This window comes from Clostridium sp. LIBA-8553 (assembly GCF_057782465.1).
Window position 1 is genome coordinate 3,317,774 of the sequence record NZ_CM173489.1, and the last position, 16,112, is coordinate 3,333,885.

14 protein-coding genes and 1 riboswitch are annotated in these 16,112 nt (G+C 29.6%); of the genes, 3 read left to right on the forward strand and 11 right to left on the reverse strand.

The genetic code is table 11. The features are described from left to right. Positions 1 to 4 precede the first annotated feature (4 nt). The 4 genes from AC2JAQ_RS15120 to AC2JAQ_RS15135 form a co-directional block, all read right to left on the reverse strand. Positions 5 to 1,924 (reverse strand): aconitate hydratase, encoded by a 1,920-nt coding sequence (locus tag AC2JAQ_RS15120; protein ID WP_488457107.1) that lies wholly within the window; start codon positions 1,922 to 1,924, stop codon positions 5 to 7. Positions 1,925 to 2,035: 111 nt separating this feature from the next. After that, the gene (gene nifV / locus AC2JAQ_RS15125) at positions 2,036 to 3,181 is read right to left on the reverse strand and encodes a homocitrate synthase (RefSeq protein WP_488457108.1); all 1,146 of its coding nucleotides are present in this window, start codon (positions 3,179 to 3,181) and stop codon (positions 2,036 to 2,038) included. 136 nt (positions 3,182 to 3,317) lie between these two features. Next, positions 3,318 to 4,310, reverse strand: a complete 993-nt coding sequence (add, locus tag AC2JAQ_RS15130) for an adenosine deaminase (RefSeq protein ID WP_488457109.1) — start codon at positions 4,308 to 4,310, stop codon at positions 3,318 to 3,320. A gap of 151 nt (positions 4,311 to 4,461) precedes the next feature. After that, a riboswitch (purine riboswitch) is annotated at positions 4,462 to 4,561 on the reverse strand. Between the two features lie 229 nt (positions 4,562 to 4,790). Then, entirely contained in the window at positions 4,791 to 6,908 is a 2,118-nt protein-coding gene (locus AC2JAQ_RS15135; protein ID WP_488457110.1) for an anaerobic ribonucleoside triphosphate reductase, read from the reverse strand. A 259-nt stretch (positions 6,909 to 7,167) separates the two neighbouring features. Here AC2JAQ_RS15135 and AC2JAQ_RS15140 point away from each other — a divergent pair, with 259 nt between their 5' ends. The 3 genes from AC2JAQ_RS15140 (at position 7,168) to AC2JAQ_RS15150 (ending at position 9,826) form a co-directional block, all read left to right on the forward strand. After that, a complete protein-coding gene (locus tag AC2JAQ_RS15140) occupies positions 7,168 to 8,235 on the forward strand; it encodes a DUF3048 domain-containing protein (protein ID WP_488457111.1) in 1,068 nt (355 codons plus the stop codon). Between the two features lie 287 nt (positions 8,236 to 8,522). Beyond that, positions 8,523 to 9,368, forward strand: a complete 846-nt coding sequence (locus AC2JAQ_RS15145; protein WP_488457112.1) for a DegV family protein — start codon at positions 8,523 to 8,525, stop codon at positions 9,366 to 9,368. A 2-nt stretch (positions 9,369 to 9,370) separates the two neighbouring features. Beyond that, positions 9,371 to 9,826, forward strand: a complete 456-nt coding sequence (locus AC2JAQ_RS15150; RefSeq protein WP_488457113.1) for a PadR family transcriptional regulator — start codon at positions 9,371 to 9,373, stop codon at positions 9,824 to 9,826. Positions 9,827 to 9,869: 43 nt separating this feature from the next. Here the strand turns inward: AC2JAQ_RS15150 and AC2JAQ_RS15155 are convergent, their stop codons facing one another. The 7 genes from AC2JAQ_RS15155 to rsmA form a co-directional block, all read right to left on the reverse strand. Further along, on the reverse strand, positions 9,870 to 10,058 hold the full coding sequence (locus AC2JAQ_RS15155) for a ferredoxin (protein ID WP_423239551.1): 189 nt from the start codon (positions 10,056 to 10,058) through the stop codon (positions 9,870 to 9,872). A gap of 138 nt (positions 10,059 to 10,196) precedes the next feature. After that, entirely contained in the window at positions 10,197 to 11,051 is an 855-nt protein-coding gene (locus AC2JAQ_RS15160) for an Mrp/NBP35 family ATP-binding protein (protein WP_488457114.1), read from the reverse strand. Positions 11,052 to 11,071: 20 nt separating this feature from the next. Then, entirely contained in the window at positions 11,072 to 11,911 is an 840-nt protein-coding gene (locus tag AC2JAQ_RS15165; RefSeq protein ID WP_488457115.1) for a YhfM domain-containing protein, read from the reverse strand. Next, positions 11,901 to 12,671 (reverse strand): prolipoprotein diacylglyceryl transferase, encoded by a 771-nt coding sequence (locus tag AC2JAQ_RS15170; protein WP_488457116.1) that lies wholly within the window; start codon positions 12,669 to 12,671, stop codon positions 11,901 to 11,903. The genes AC2JAQ_RS15165 and AC2JAQ_RS15170 overlap by 11 nt, the downstream gene beginning before the upstream one ends. Positions 12,672 to 12,775: 104 nt before the next feature. Next, positions 12,776 to 13,345 carry a hypothetical protein gene (locus AC2JAQ_RS15175; RefSeq protein WP_488457117.1) on the reverse strand — a complete coding sequence of 190 codons (570 nt, stop codon included), beginning with the start codon at positions 13,343 to 13,345 and terminating at the stop codon, positions 12,776 to 12,778. Positions 13,346 to 13,495: 150 nt separating this feature from the next. Then, a complete protein-coding gene (locus tag AC2JAQ_RS15180; RefSeq protein WP_488457118.1) occupies positions 13,496 to 15,154 on the reverse strand; it encodes a DUF7922 domain-containing protein in 1,659 nt (552 codons plus the stop codon). A gap of 98 nt (positions 15,155 to 15,252) precedes the next feature. Next, positions 15,253 to 16,110, reverse strand: coding sequence for a 16S rRNA (adenine(1518)-N(6)/adenine(1519)-N(6))-dimethyltransferase RsmA (gene rsmA / locus AC2JAQ_RS15185; RefSeq protein ID WP_488457119.1), 858 nt, complete (start codon positions 16,108 to 16,110; stop codon positions 15,253 to 15,255). Between the last annotated feature and the right edge of the window lie 2 nt (positions 16,111 to 16,112).

Genomic DNA, 16,112 nt, shown 5'->3' on the forward strand with positions numbered 1-16,112 from the left:
AAAGTTATCTACTTCCTTTATGATAATTTATTTTTCCACCAGCTTTTATAACTTCTCTTTCTTCTTTCGATAAATTTATCTGAACAAGTATCTCTGTATTTTTAGTAATATTTTTAACTTGTAAAACACCATTTTCTAAATTATTAAAAATATCCTGAATAATAAACTCATCCATTAACTCTATAGAATCGTAATCCTCTTTTCTACTAAATTCCATAGGGATTATTCCACTATTTATTAAGTTAGCCTTATGAATTCTAGCAAAAGATTTAGCAATAACTCCTTTTACTCCCAGATATAGAGGTGCTAATGCAGCATGTTCTCTACTTGAACCTTGTCCATAATTTTCTCCTGCTACTATAAATCCTCCCTTATTTTCCTTAGCTCTCTTTGGAAAATCCTCATCTACTGTGTTAAAACAATATTCAGATAAGTATGGTATGTTACTCCTAAAAGGAAGCAATTTAGAGTTTGAAGGCATTATGTGATCTGTAGTTATATTATCCCCAACTTTCAATAAAACTTTTCCGTTTATTTTCTCTTCAAGCTTTGAATTAACAGGAAAACTTTTTATATTAGGTCCCTTTATAATCTCCTCACTCTTATTCATAGAAGGACTTATTATCATACTATCATCTATTAAAAAATTATATTCTTCTTCCTCTTCTAAATTTATATTTAACTTTCTAGGATCCGTTAAAACTCCTTTTAAGGCCGAAACCGCTGCTACTTCTGGACTAACTAAATAAACCTTAGCTGATAAAGTTCCACTTCTTCCGTAGAAATTTCTATTAAATGTTCTAAGAGAAACTTCATCCGTGCCAGGTGATTGTCCCATTCCTATACAAGGACCACAAGAATTTTCTAATATTCTAGCACCAGAACTTATGATATCTCCTAATGCTCCATTTCTAGAAAGCATCTCCATTACCTGTCTTGATCCTGGTGCAATAACTAAGCTTATATCCTTGTGAACTTTCTTGCCTTTTAATATCTTAGCTACTTTCATTAAATCCTCATAAGAAGAATTTGTACAACTACCAATAGCAATCTGGTCAATCTTTATTTCTCCAACTTCTTTAACTTTTTTCACATTGTCAGGACTATGAGGACTTGCAACTAAAGGCTCTAATTCACTTAAATTAATTGTTATTTCTTCATTATAAACAGCATCTTCATCTGCCTTTAGTTCGCAATAATCTTCTTCTCTTCCTTGTTTTCTTAAAAATTCTAAGGTATTTTCATCACTAGGAAAAATTGATGTTGTTGCTCCAAGCTCAGCTCCCATATTAGTTATTGTCGCTCTTTGTGGTACAGTAAGCGTAAGTATCCCCTCTCCTGAATACTCATATACTTTTCCTACTCCACCTTTAACAGTTTCTCTTCTTAAAACCTCCAATATTATATCTTTTGCTGAAACCATATTATTAAGTTTTCCAATTAAATTAACTCTACAAACCTTTGGAACAACTATTTTATATGCCTTTCCAGCCATAGCTAAGGCAACATCTAATCCCCCAGCTCCAATAGCAAGCATTCCACCTCCCCCAGCTGTTGGTGTATGACTATCTGACCCTATTAAGGTTTCTCCTGGACATGAAAATCTCTCTAAAAATACTTGATGGCATATTCCATTACCAGGCTTTGAAAAATAAATCCCATACCTGTTAGCAACAGTTTTTATATACTTGTGATCATCTGCATTTTCAAAACCTTGTTGAAGCATATTATGATCAACAAAAGCTATACTTCGCTTTGTCTTTACTCTCTCTATATCTAAAGCTTCCAATTGAAGGTATGCCATAGTTCCTGTAGAATCTTGAGTTAATGTTTGATCTATCTTTATTCCGATAAAGTTTCCACACTTAAGTTCCCCTTCTACAAGATGATTTTTTAATATCTTATAAACTAAATTATCCCCCAAATTTTCTCCTCCTCTTTATTTATTGCTCATATCTTTTAAAATATATTTCTTGTTAAAATATAAAATTATTTTTTTATTGATGCCCAATTTCTTTATTAATAAAAAAATTTTCTATTTTATACAATAATCCTTATATAATTGAACTATCTCTTTATCAAACAAACTTCTCTTTAACATTACTGAAAGTTCTCTTACCTTTTCTAAAAGGCAAGTTGCTTCACCTTCTTTTAAGATAATTCCATACTCTTTAAACTTATTAATTAAAGCTGCTTTTCCAGAATGTTTACCTATTACTATTTGCCTTTGTAAGCCAACCTCATCTGGATTAAAGGCTTCATAAGTTCCTGGATTTTTCAGAGCCCCATCTACATGAATTCCTGACTCATGACTAAACATATTATCTCCAACAATAGCCTTCCATGCTGGAAGCTGTCTACCTGAAGCTTTTGAAACATACTCTGATAATTCCTTAAACATATCTGTTTTAACCCCAATATCATAACCATGAACATATTTCAACCCCATTAAAACCTCTTCTAAAGCTGCATTCCCCGCTCTTTCTCCAAGTCCATTAACGGTAACTCCTATATGATTTGCTCCACCTAAAACACCAGCTATAGCATTTGCTGTTGCCATTCCAAAATCATTATGAGTATGCATTTCTATGTTCATATCAGTTTTTTTCTTAATCATTTCAATCTTTTCTCTTATGCTAAAAGGATTCATAACTCCAACAGTATCACAATATCTAAACCTATCTGCTCCAGCCTTCTTAGCTTCTAGTATAAACTGACATAAGAAGTCATCATCTGCCCTTGAAGCATCCTCTCCATTTACAGAAACATATAATCCATTCTTTTTAGCAAACTCTACAGTGTTAATCATTTTTTCTAAAACCCACTCTCTAGAGCTTTTAAGTTTATGCTTTATATGAATATCAGATACTGAAATAGAAATAGCCACAGAATCTACCCCACAATCAATAGATTCCTCTATATCCCTTTTATTAGCTCTATTCCAAGCCATTATGCTTGGCTTAAAATTCCTTTTGCATATCTCCTTAATAGCCTTTTTTTCATCTCCTCCCATAATTGGAATACCAACTTCTAACTGGTCAACTCCTAAGTCACTAAGCATATTTGCAATTGTAATTTTCTCATGATTAGCAAAAACAACACCTGCTGTTTGCTCTCCATCCCTTAATGTTGTATCAACTATATAAATCTTTTCCCCAGTTTTTCTATCTATAGATGGCAAAATTAACCCCTCCTTTTATTTTAAGAAGTATATTATCATAGTAACTATGCTTTTTCTATACACTCTCATAATAAAAATATTTATATGTTTAAATAAAAAAAAGATGACTAAAAGTCATCTTTTTTATTTCATAAAATTATATAGCTAATTTTAATTGTTCTTTTAATTCATCTGTGCAAAAAGAAGCATCTACGCTATCTAAATAAATCTTTTTGTAATCTTCAAAATCTATATTGAAAGCTTTATCCACATTTTCAAATTCTTCAGTAAGAGTTATGTTTGAAACAGTTCTATTATCTGTGCTTAAATTAACTTTTATATTATCCTTGTGATATTTATATATAGGATGTTCTTCATATTTAGTTACACCCTTAGTATCTATATTACTCTTAGGGCACATTTCTAAAGTTACACCTTTATTTTTAACTAAATTGTATGCTTCTTCATCATTGAATATAAATAGTCCATGACCTATTCTCTCAGCACCTAAAAGTTCAATAGCATCTCTAACATTTTTTCCATAACCAGTCTCACCAGCATGTATTGTTACTCTAAATCCAGCTTCTCTAGCTGTCTTCATTACTTCTTCATAAGGTTTAACGAAGTTTTCTAATTCACATCCAGCTAGGTCTATAGCAACAACACCTTTTCCGATGAACTTCTTACCAGCCTCAATAACTTCATAAACACTATCTACAGAGTGATGTCTTAAACATGATAATATTACATTACCTCTTATATCGTAAAGCTCCTCTGCTTTTCTTATTCCCTTGATTACACTAGTTATTACTTCTTCTTGAGTCATGCCTTTTTCTAAATGAAATAATGGAGCAAATCTTATTTCTATATACTTTACATTTTCTTTGTTTGCATCTTCCATTAACTCAAATGCTACTCTCTCTAAATTTTCTGGTCTTTGTAATATACTTACAGGAAGATCAAATCTCTTTAAGTAGTCATTTAATGATTCGCACTCTTCTGGAATAACTAATAATTCTTTTACTTTATCATAATCATAGCTCTCTAATTTAATTCCTTCTTTTTTAGCTAATTCAATTGCTGTTTCAACCCTTAATGACCCATCTAAGTGACAGTGTAATTCTATCTTTGGTAAATTTAATAAATTCATTTAAATATCCTCCCTAAACTTAATTATTTATCTTGTTGTTAAATCCATAAATTTCATAACATTAAATCTTAACTTTAATTTTCTTTAATATTTAAAACTGATTTAGATAAAAATCTAAAAATGTTCAAAAAAAAATTCTTGATTACGAAGAAAGCCTATTTGCTTTCTTCGTAATCAAGAATTCTCGGTTCTTGGTAGAAACCCCTAATCCATATCATTAAGGTTATACGAAGTAACATTTATTTTTATTTATTTTACCACATAAAAATTTATAGTCAACAATATTTCGTTAAAATTAAGTCAATTCCAATTTAATTATAAAAAAAGAAAAATCTATACATATATTTTAAGATTTTCACTACTTTATAAAATTTATAATCATATAACGATTTTTAAACTTTAAATTAAATAATATATCTTTAAAATATAAATTATAGATTTTTCTATTTAAACTTTATCTATATTCCTATTATAAAAGCATTAAACGCAATGATAAGCTTTTTTATTACCTTCTAAGTGGGAACGTCTATCTTCTCTCTCTTGGTATTTTCCTGGACCAAATCTTTCATCAAGACTTAAGTATCCAGTAACTCTTGATACTCCTTGAATATCTTGACTTCCACAATTAGTACATTTGCACTCATTATTGTGAAGATATGTTCCACAATTTTTACAATATCTTATATGAAAGTTAATACCCATATAACTTATATTAGTTTGCTTATAAGCATAGTTAACTATTTTCATTATAGTTTCCGCATTTGGACAATCATCAACTTCTATATAACTGATATGTCCACCATTACATAATTTGTGATATGGTGCTTCTATATCAATTTTATTTTTTATTGATATTGGGCAGTAAACTGGAACATGATAACTATTTGTATAATAATCCTTATCTGTTACCCCTTTAATTATTCCAAAAGCTTTCTGGTCTTGCTTTATAAATTTACCTGATAACCCTTCTGCTGGTGTAGCATAGCAACTCCAGTTAAGTTTAATTTCCTCTGATAATCTATCGCAATATTCTCTTATTCTTTCAACTATCTTTAATCCTAATTCTCTAGCTGCCTCATCTTCACCATGATGCTTTCCTGTTAAAGCTACTAAAGTTTCTGCAACTCCAATAAATCCAATTCCCCAAGTTCCTTGCTTTAAGATTGGCTCGATTGAATCATCTGGTCCTAAGTTTTCTGCACCTTTCATTAATCCTTGACCTGCTACGAAAGGTAAATCTTTAACTCTTAAATTTTTAAGTACTCCATATCTATGCATTAAAGATTCTTTAGCTATTCTTAATCTATCATCTAATAACTCAAAGAATTTATTAATGTCTTTCTTTGCTAATATTCCAAGTCTAGGAAGGTTTATAGTTGTAGGAGCTATATTACCTCTTCCCTTACATCCTGGTTCACCATTAACATTTTTCATAAGATAAGTTCTACATCCCATAGTTGCTGGCATGTATCCTTTATCATAATATTCCTTATTAAAATCCGCATCGATATTCATGAAGGTTGGATTCATTCTTTTTGCTGCTACTCTACATGCTAATTCATATAAATAGAAATATTTATCTTCTGGCTCTCTATTAACGCCTTCCTTTACTCTAAAGATTATGTTAGGGAATATTGGTTGTTCGCCTTTGCCTAATCCTTTTTCATATTCTAATAAGAATATCTCACAAACTAAAGCCGCATCTTCATTATATGGTATTCCTAAGTTTAATGAACTAAACGGAACTTGAGATCCAGCTCTTGAATGCATTGTGTTTAAGTTATAAACAACCCCTTGCATAGCTTGATGTACTCTCTCTCTTAGTTTTTTCTCTACTAATTCATCTAACTTAGCTCCTTCTAAGCCTAATCCCATATACTCTTCTCTGATTTCTTGTCTTGTAGGTTCTACAAACTCACTCATATCATTGTCAAAGTCTGGATGTGATTGACCTCCAAACATATCATTTTGAGTTGATTGTAATAAAATACATGATAATTCCGCTGCAGTTTCTATTCTTCTTGGTGCATTAATAGTTCCGTATCCAGTGTTAAATCCACTCTGTAATAACTCACCAGTTGGTATGTGTAAGCAGTTTGTAGTTAAATTATAACTATCTAAATCATGGTAATATACATCACCATTTTCATGAGCCTTTGCTAATTCCTTAGGCATTGTAGCTAAGTTATACCACTTGTTAGATTCTGATGCTATTCTTAAAAGCTTTGATGAAAAGTTATTTCCTACATTAGCATTATCTCTATCTGTCTCTACTCCGATCTTGCTTATAGCCTTCATTAAATCAGACTTAATCTCTCTAACCTTTGTTCTTTCAGTTCTATATGCTTTATATGCTGTTGCTATTTGATTAAATCCATTATCTCTTAAAGCTTTTTCTACTAACACTTGAATTTCTTCAACAGTAACATCAGTTTTACCTGACATCTCTATATAGTTTATTACCTTCTGTATAGTATCTAAAACTTGACTTTCTCTTATTGTAACACCAACTTCATTGGCCGCTCTCTTTATTGCATTTGCTATTTTATCCGCATTAAATCTTGATTCTCTACCGTCCCTTTTCACAACATGTAGCATTCTTACTTCCTCCACTCCACTATATCTTGTACTCGAATCATTATACTCTACTATTAATAGTTATGCTAATTTTTAAAAATCCTTATACTTAAAAAATTACTTATTATCTCCCTTTTTTCTTCTTTTTCTTAGCCTATATTCAATTTCTCTTTAGTTGACATTAACAAAAACTCATTCACGACTTCTCCATATGATGAATAATATTCCATATAATGTAACATAATAATTATATGAAAAATAATCCATTGGAGGTGTTTAAATGAAGAAAATTGCCTTAATTTCTTTTCAATTAATAATAATTTTATTAATTGGATTATTACTTGGGAATTTAATAATGCCCTTAAAAACTCCTGAAAAAATAGATACATTAAAGAAGATAGATTCAGTAAAACTTACATTTAATGAAGAAGATTTAGTTGATTATAATTATGAAAATATATCTTTAGAAACTTTAAGCCCGTATACAGGTAATATATTAGAATCAAATTCAATTGATAATATACCTTTTATGTGTATAGTTGAAAATTCCAGAGAAGCTCGTCCACAAAGTGGACTTTCTGAAGCTGATATAGTTTATGAGACTATGGCGGAAGGTGGAATTCCTAGATTCCTAGCTGTATTTTATGAGAATTCTCCTGAAGTTATTGGACCAGTTAGAAGTGTACGTCAATACTTCTTAGATATATCTAAAGAACACGATTTACCTTTCGCTCATTGTGGTGGAAGTGCACAGGCCTTAGCTACTATATCTAGTGATGACTCCTTAAACAGTATAAACGAGATAGCTAATGGAAGTGCTTTTTGGAGAGATAATACAAGAAAGGCACCTCATAACCTTTATACTTCTGCTAAAAATATAAGAGATTTTATTTCACAAAAAGGATATAGTTATTCAAAAGATAATAATTTAAAATTCATAGATAATGCTCTACTAAGTTCTTCAAGTTACATATCTGAATTGAATCTTAATCTAAGTAATTATTATAATACATCCTATAAATATGTAGATGGATTTTATGAAAAGTATATGGATAAAGAACTTTCTACTGATAAAAATACTGGAGAACCTTTAAAATTTAAAAATATAGTGATACAAATAACTGATATGTCACTTCAAGCTGATAATACTCACTTAGATATAGATTTAGTTGGTAGTGGAGAAGGCTATTTATTATCTAATGGTAGGATGGAGAAAATCCACTGGGAAAAAGATGATTTTGATAGTAAAACCATATTAAAAACTGAGAATAATACTCCTGTATATCTCTCAAGAGGTAATACTATCTGGCATATAGTAGACAAAAAATCTTCTCTAGCTTTTAAGTAATTTTATAATTAAGTTCATAAGTAAACCGTTTTCTTTAATAATAATCTGTTTTAATATATTATTAACAGATTATTTTCCTTTTGTACCATTATCAATATTGATAATAGTATCACTATTGATATATAATGCACTTAAAGATAAAAATAAACTTAATTTTCATTGATTTCAATATCTGTTGAATTTTAGTTAAAATTATCTAAAGTGTACTAACCTGAAAATAAGTTATTTATAAAACAACTTATTTTCAGGTTAGTAACTATCAAGTTAAATGATTGGGGGCATATAAAATGCAAAAAATCGCTATAATAACAGACAGTTCTTGTGACTTAACTATAAATGAAATAAAAGAATATGACATCAATGTATTACCATTAAAAATAATATATAAAGATAGAGAATATAATGACATTTTTGATATAACACCAGATCAAGTTTATGAAAGTCTACATGTTGAAGTTCCAACCACTTCACTATGTGGTCCAGATTATATAAACTCAGTATTAGATAAATTAGAATCTGAAGGATACACTCACATAATAGGTATATTTATTTCTAGTGCATTATCAGGTACATTCAATGCCGCTAGATTAGTTATTGAGGAACGTACTTCTTTCGAATATTATTTATTTGATAGTAAGATAATAGGATATCCTTTAGGAGCTATAGTTTTAAAAGCAGCTAAACTTGTTAAAGAAGGTAAAAGTTTTGAAGATATAATTAACACTCTTCCAAGCATAAGAGAAGCTACAACAGGTTACTATACTCTTAATACATTAGAATATTTAAGACGTGGTGGAAGAATAGGTAAGGTTGCTGGAACAGTTGGAGACTTACTTCATTTAAAACCAATAATATCAGTTGATGAACATGGTGCTTATTGTACTATTGCAAAGGCAAGAGGAAGAAAACAATCATTAAAGAAACTTACTAGCATAATTTTAGAACACCTTGATCAAGGCAAATGTAATATAGCAGTTCTTAATGGTATGGCAGAAGAAGAAGCTAACCAAATTCTTGCCTCAATAAAAGATCATCCTAATCTATTAAGTTCTCAAGTAAGAGAAATAGGTGCCGCTATGGGTGTTCACGCTGGACCAGGAATGGTAGGAGTTTCAATTCAAAAGGAAATTTAATTATGTATAATGATGAATTTATAAAAGCTGAAGAAAAACGCCTTTATGATGAATATAAAAAACAGGTAGCTAATCTAAAAAAAGTACAAAAAGAAAAGGATGCAGTAGGACAAGTCTTTACCAAAGGACTTCTTCCTATATACGCCTTATATATACTTAGTATTAAACCTACCAATGGAAATGATTTAGCTCAAAAGATTGGTGAACAGACTAATGGACTTTGGATTCCTAGCACTGGAGGCATCTATCCTCTACTAAAGAAATTAGAAAAACAAGGTTTCGTAGTAGGTATATGGGATGATCCCAAAAGAAAAATACAAAAAGTATATTCTTTAACACCAGAAGGCTTTAAGGAATTCGAAGAAAAAAAACATCTATTAAAACCTAAAATAAAAGAAGCTTTAGAAGTTTTCAAAATAATATATTCACATCTTTATAATGAAGTAGAAAGATTCTAAAAGAGAAACTATCTCTTTTAGAATCTTTTTGTCTTTAATGATATTATTCAGCTTTGATAGCTGCTACTGGACAACTTTCTTCTGCTTCTTGTGCTGCATCTTTACTATTTTCTGGTACTTCATCAACGATTGCATGTGCTTTTCCATCGTCGTCCATATCAAAAACATCTGGAGCTATTGTTGGACATAACCCACATCCAATACATGTATCTTTATCTACTACTGCTTTCATTTTCATTTCCTCCTTAAAAGTTTATTTTAACAATAATAGTATTCTCCAAATCAAATATTCTATTACTATTTAATATCATATAAAACAAAAATAAAAAAAGAGAGATATAACTTTAATAAGCTATATCTCTTATATTTATTAATATAAGCCTTCAAATATTAATGAATATAGTGAATTTTCAGCTACATACTCTTCTGCTTTTCCGTTCTCTAAAGCTTCAGTTAAATCTAAGTTTATTGGTAATTCTCCTATTAAAGGAAGTCCTAAATATTCAGCATGTTCTTCTGAAGATTTTTTGCTAAATACCTTCATTTTTTTACCACATTCACATTCTATGTAAGCCATATTTTCAACTACGCCTCTTACCTCAACATTCATTTTGTGAGCCATAGTAACTAGTTTTTTAACTATCATTGATACCATATCTTGAGGTGTTGAAACTATTATTAATTCCTTTATAGGGAATGTTTGCATTACTGTTAATGTTATGTCACTTGTTCCTGGTGGCATATCTATTAATAAATAATCTAACTCTTCCCAGTCAGTATCCTTAAACATTTGATTTAATACACCTGTAACCATTGGACCTCTCCAAATTACAGGATCATCTTCAACTTCCATAAGTAAGTTCATTGATATTACTTTTATACCTAAGTCAGTTTTTACAGGAACAAATTTAACTTGTTTTCCTTCACTGTCCATAGCAAGTATATCTGCTCTTTTTTCATTTATACCAAAAAATCTTGGCATTGATGGACCAGTTATGTCGGCATCTAAAACACCAACCTTGTATCCTTTTTTAGCTAATTGAGTCGCTAATATTCCAGTAACAGTTGATTTACCAACTCCACCTTTACCACTTATAACTCCTATAACATTTTTAATGTTTCCATAATTAGTTCCTAACTTTGCTGGTAATGATGAACTACATCCTCCATCTTTACTAGCTGAACTACAATTATCCTTATTTGCACAACTTGCACAACTTCCCATAAGAAAACGCCTCCATTCTTTTAGCTATCCCATTCCTTTTGAACATCTTGCCAGTTATCATAAACATTGATGTCCCAAGAGTTTTTATACACTCCATCTACATAGAATTTTTTCTCTGAATGAGTCTCTTTATTCTCAACCGTTACTATAGTTCTAAACATAGTAGAAGTGTATCCATAATTTCTTACAGTAACTATTATATCAAAATCATCCCTATTATGGTTCATTATTGAAGCATTTGGTACTATTTGTTTTACTTTTTTTTCAAAATTTTCAATATCTGATGATAACATATACTTTGTACAGTCTCTATCTCCAAGTATATCAATTCCAACTTTATCATTGTTTTTATTTAATTCATCTTTATCTTTTTCTAAAACCTTAAGTATTGAGTCATAGTATATTTTATCAAACTCCCTAGGCTTTCTTATTACCTGCATATTTTGCATTAAATAGTTATCTAATCTCTTAGATATTCTGTAAAAATGATCATCATTATAGAAGTTACCTTCTCCATTATTTTTTACCCCTGTTACATAGTAAAAAGTTTTAACTTCATCCCCAACATGGATTTCAAAAATATAATCTGGAGGTAAGTCAGTCTTCTTATTAACTACATCTGCTTTAGATAACATACTATATATATTATCTATTACAGACTTTTCCTTAACTAAAAATCTAAATCCAGAGTCTCTTGTACTTTGAATAACTATTTTATCAACTTTATTTTCTTTTATATATTCAAAGTCATTATTTTTACTTCCCCAAAACTTGGTAGTTATCTCTTTAGCCGAACATCCAATAATGCCTAATCCTAGGATTAAACAAAGTATTACTAGAATCAATCTTTTATTTTTCACTTGTTTCTTTTCTCCCTTTTAATTTATTTATATTATATAGTAATATACCTCCTATTAATATAAATATTGATATAAATTGAGATGTTGATAATGCTCCAACATTTCCTCTAGGATCATTACGTAAAAATTCTACAAAAAATCTTCCTATACTGTATATTATCATATACATACCAAGAGTTTTTCCCTTTTCTTTGTTTTTATTTCCATACCATAGTAAAAATAATGCTAATGCAAAATCAAAAATTGATGAAAAAATTTGTGTTGGATATAATGGAACTCCAGCTGGTGCTAATGAACCTTCTGGAAAGACTATTCCTATAGCACTTAAAGTTTCAGCACCATAACAACATCCTGCAAGTAAACATCCTATCCTTCCAAAACCTTGAGCTAAGGCTAATCCAGGCACTATTAAATCTCCAATCTCCAATATACTCCATTTATTTTTTATGCAATATATTGAGATACCTAAAGCCCCTCCAAATATGGCTCCATAAATTACAAAACCATTTCCAAATTCTCTAAATATTATGCTTGGATCTTTAATAACCAGTTGCCATTCAGTTATTATGTACAGTATCTTACCTCCTAAAATCCCTAAGATTACTGTTAATATGGTCGCATTGAATAGTTTATCTTCATTATAACCTCTTTTAGTACCTTGCTTTAAGAATAGTAATACTGCACAGATTATGCCTATTCCTATCATAAATCCATAACTGTAAATCTTCAAGCCAAAAAATTCCCCTAAAACAATCCTCATAAACTCCTCCAATATTTATTTATAACTTTAAAAGAGAAGCATTTAATATGCTTCTCTTTTAAAATTAATTATAATACTTATGCAAAGTCAAATCAAATTTTCTATCAATCATCATTTAAACTATCCATTATAGCTTTATATATGATGGAATAATCTTCTCTCTGTTTACTTTCAGTAGCACTAAATAAGACCTTTACAATCTTATTTTCTTTTAATTCTTTATAATAAATTGTATTTACATAAGTTATTCCTTTATCATTTTTTTCTTTAAAAGCTACTTTTTTTACAAGCTCATTATCAAGTTTTTCATCAGTTACTACATAATCACTTATATTATCCTCATTTAATTTTTCCTTCTCTTTTTCAATCATCTTTTCTAGTCCTTCATTAGAATTCAAGATTTGTACATATCCCCATAGTCCCATACTATCACTTGTAAAATTATTATCATAAATAATATAATTGCCCGGATATTTCTTTTCTTCAACATCCCAACTATCAGGTAACTTATAAGTTAAAATACCATCAAGGGCAGTATATGTATTTAGCCCTTCAATATTATTATTTATTAATGCAACTTTTTCTAAGTTTCCATTAAACATATTTTCTCCTGTAACTAATATTAGCATAAGTAAAATTAGTATTAAGGTTATTCCCAATTGTTTTTTATTCAAAAAATCACCTCTTTTCCAATTTGACTAAAGTCTATATTTAAAATATATTCAATCCTTATATAAAAATTACTAAATAAAAGAATAATATTACATAAATAAAAAACTGTTTATATAGCTTTTTATTTCTACATAAACAGCTTTTAATCTGAATTATTTAATAGGAATAACTACACGTGAATTTTCAAAATCATAGAACATTATCCAATATCCATTTCCCTCATCTTCATATTTGTAATCATATCTGTCCAAATATTTATCCTCATGTTTGTCCTCATATTTATTCCATGTAACAAATCCAGTTCTACCTCCATAAGGTTGCTCTGTTCTATCTTTACTTCCTTGAATAGCATATAGGATATATTTTATTTCACCATCTTCATCACACTTTACTCCAACAAAGAAGTGTCCAGACCTACTTATATAAGGATAATAATTTATCATAGGATAATACATCATAGTGTATTTATTATAATTTCTCATGTTGCACATATCATCGAAATTATTTACATCTACTTTATACCATTCACATCTCTTAATATCCTCTGCGAATCCAGGAACCTTTTCACATCCTTCTAAAGCTCCCATTACCACATTTCCTATAGCACTATTAAAATTAACTTTACACATATTCTCTTCTTTTTTAACTTTACATATATTATCTTCCTCTTTATTACTTCTATTATCTTCTTTATTACTTCCTCTAAATTTAATATCTTCTATTTCATTCTCATAGCTTGAAAATCTTTGTTCCATCTCAGAGAATTTTTGTTCTCTTTCATAAGATTCACCTTCATAAGAATCGCATTCATGCTCCAAATCTATTTCACTTATAAATTCATCACAATCACATTCCTTACAATCACTCTCTTTCTTATCTACCCATTCTTTCTCTTTACCTCTCCATTCTTCTTCTTTATCTACCCACTCTTTTTCTTTATCTTGCCATTCTTTCTCTCTATCTTCCCACTCTTTTTCTTTATCTTGCCATTCTTTCTCTTTATACTCCCATTCTTTCTCTTTATCTTGCCATTCTTTTTCTTTATCTCTCCATTCTTTCTCTTTATCTTCCCACTCTTTTTCTTTATCTCTCCATCCTAACAATTTCTCTTTTTTCATTTCTTTCTCTTTTTCTATTTCTTTTTGTTTTTGCTTTTCTTTCTCCTTTTGCTTTTCCATCTCCTTTTGTTTTTCCATCTCTTTTTGTTCTTCCATCTCTTTTTGCTTTTGCATTTCTTTCTCTTTTTGCATTTCTTTCTCTTTTTGTTTTTCTATCTCTTTTTGTTTTTGTACTTCCTTCTCCTCTTTCATACTAGGACATTCTTTTTTAGTTTCCTCTTCCTTTTTATTTTTGTCATAATGCGCACACTCTTTACCTGCCACCATTTTAACTTCGTAATTTTTCCAATTATCTTTTGGCATTTGATTGTTTAGAAATCCACACATAAAGAATACTGTTCTACCATTAATATCTTTTCCAATGGCTGCACCAACTATTTTGTCATAAGATATATTTAATCCCCCTATGTTGATAGAATCATATTCTAAACTCATTTCAGCCTTTCCTTGTTGACTTATGTTCATTGGACCAAGATTTATATTCTTTTTAAAATCTTTTTTGCTACAAATAAGCATCATGTAACAATCCTTGTATTCTTTCTTTAAATTCTGAGCATAAAAAGAAACCTTACACCTATCGCTCTTAGTTTCTATCTTGGCATATCCGGTTAAAGGCTTATCTGAAGCCATAGAATGTCCTTTTTCATCTTCTTGTAATATTATAAAACTTCTATATGATTTATTATGTGCCAATTCTCTGGTCCCTCCAATATAATTTTATTCTCTACATTATATGAAGGAACAAAAAAAAAGAGAATAAAAATTTTAAAATTCTTATTCTCTCATACTTTCTAGTTATTCATATATTTATCTATTGCATCTGAAAGAGCTCCGAATTCAGCTAAACTTAAAGTTTCTCCTCTTCTCTTAGGATCTATTCCTGCCTCTTCATATGCCTTTTCCATTAACTCTTTTTGAAGTTTTACATTTTTAGTTGCATTCCATAAAGTCTTTCTTCTCATATTGAACGCATGTCTAACAATTTCAAAGAATAGCTTCTCATTCTTAACCTTAACACTAGGTTCTTCTAATCTCTCTAGTCTTATTACTATTGAATCAACCTTTGGTCTTGGTATAAAACATGAAGGTGGTACTTTTCTAACTATTTTAGTGTTGCAGTAATATTGAACTAAAATTGATAAAGCACCATAATCCTTACAATTTGGTTCTGCGTTCATTCTTTCTGCAACTTCCTTTTGTATCATTATAGTTAATGATTTAAAGTTATATCCACCTTTTAATAAATTTACTATTATAGGTGTTGTTACATAATAAGGTAAGTTAGCAACTAACTTAACACTCTTCTCATCACCTATAATTTCATTAAAATCAACCTTTAATGCATCATTATGTATTAATTGAAATTTTGGGTTATCTCCAAGCTCTGCTGTTAATATTGGAATTAGAGAACTATCTAATTCAATAGCAACAACTCTTTTTGCCTTTTTAAGTAACTGTGCAGTAAGCGTTCCAACTCCAGGTCCAATTTCTATTACTAAATCATCTTCACAAACATCCGCTCCTGCAACGATATCTCTTGGAACAGAGTCATCTATTAAAAAGTTTTGTCCTAAACTTTTTGAAAATCTAAAATTGTATTTTTGAACAAGCTCCTTTGTCTTTATATCTTTTATATCATTTATATCCATTC

Bases quoted from the DNA above. Each gene is read 5' to 3' on its own strand.
- AC2JAQ_RS15145 (WP_488457112.1), top strand. From the start codon at position 8,523: ATGCAAAAAATCGCTATAATAACAGACAGTTCTTGTGACTTAACTATA.
- AC2JAQ_RS15140 (WP_488457111.1), top strand. From the start codon at position 7,168: ATGAAGAAAATTGCCTTAATTTCTTTTCAATTAATAATAATTTTATTA.
- AC2JAQ_RS15160 (WP_488457114.1), bottom strand. From the start codon at position 11,051: ATGGGAAGTTGTGCAAGTTGTGCAAATAAGGATAATTGTAGTTCAGCT.
- rsmA (WP_488457119.1), bottom strand. From the start codon at position 16,110: ATGGATATAAATGATATAAAAGATATAAAGACAAAGGAGCTTGTTCAA.
- AC2JAQ_RS15155 (WP_423239551.1), bottom strand. From the start codon at position 10,058: ATGAAAGCAGTAGTAGATAAAGATACATGTATTGGATGTGGGTTATGT.
- AC2JAQ_RS15150 (WP_488457113.1), top strand. From the start codon at position 9,371: ATGTATAATGATGAATTTATAAAAGCTGAAGAAAAACGCCTTTATGAT.
- add (WP_488457109.1), bottom strand. From the start codon at position 4,310: ATGAATTTATTAAATTTACCAAAGATAGAATTACACTGTCACTTAGAT.
- AC2JAQ_RS15170 (WP_488457116.1), bottom strand. From the start codon at position 12,671: ATGAGGATTGTTTTAGGGGAATTTTTTGGCTTGAAGATTTACAGTTAT.
- AC2JAQ_RS15135 (WP_488457110.1), bottom strand. From the start codon at position 6,908: ATGCTACATGTTGTGAAAAGGGACGGTAGAGAATCAAGATTTAATGCG.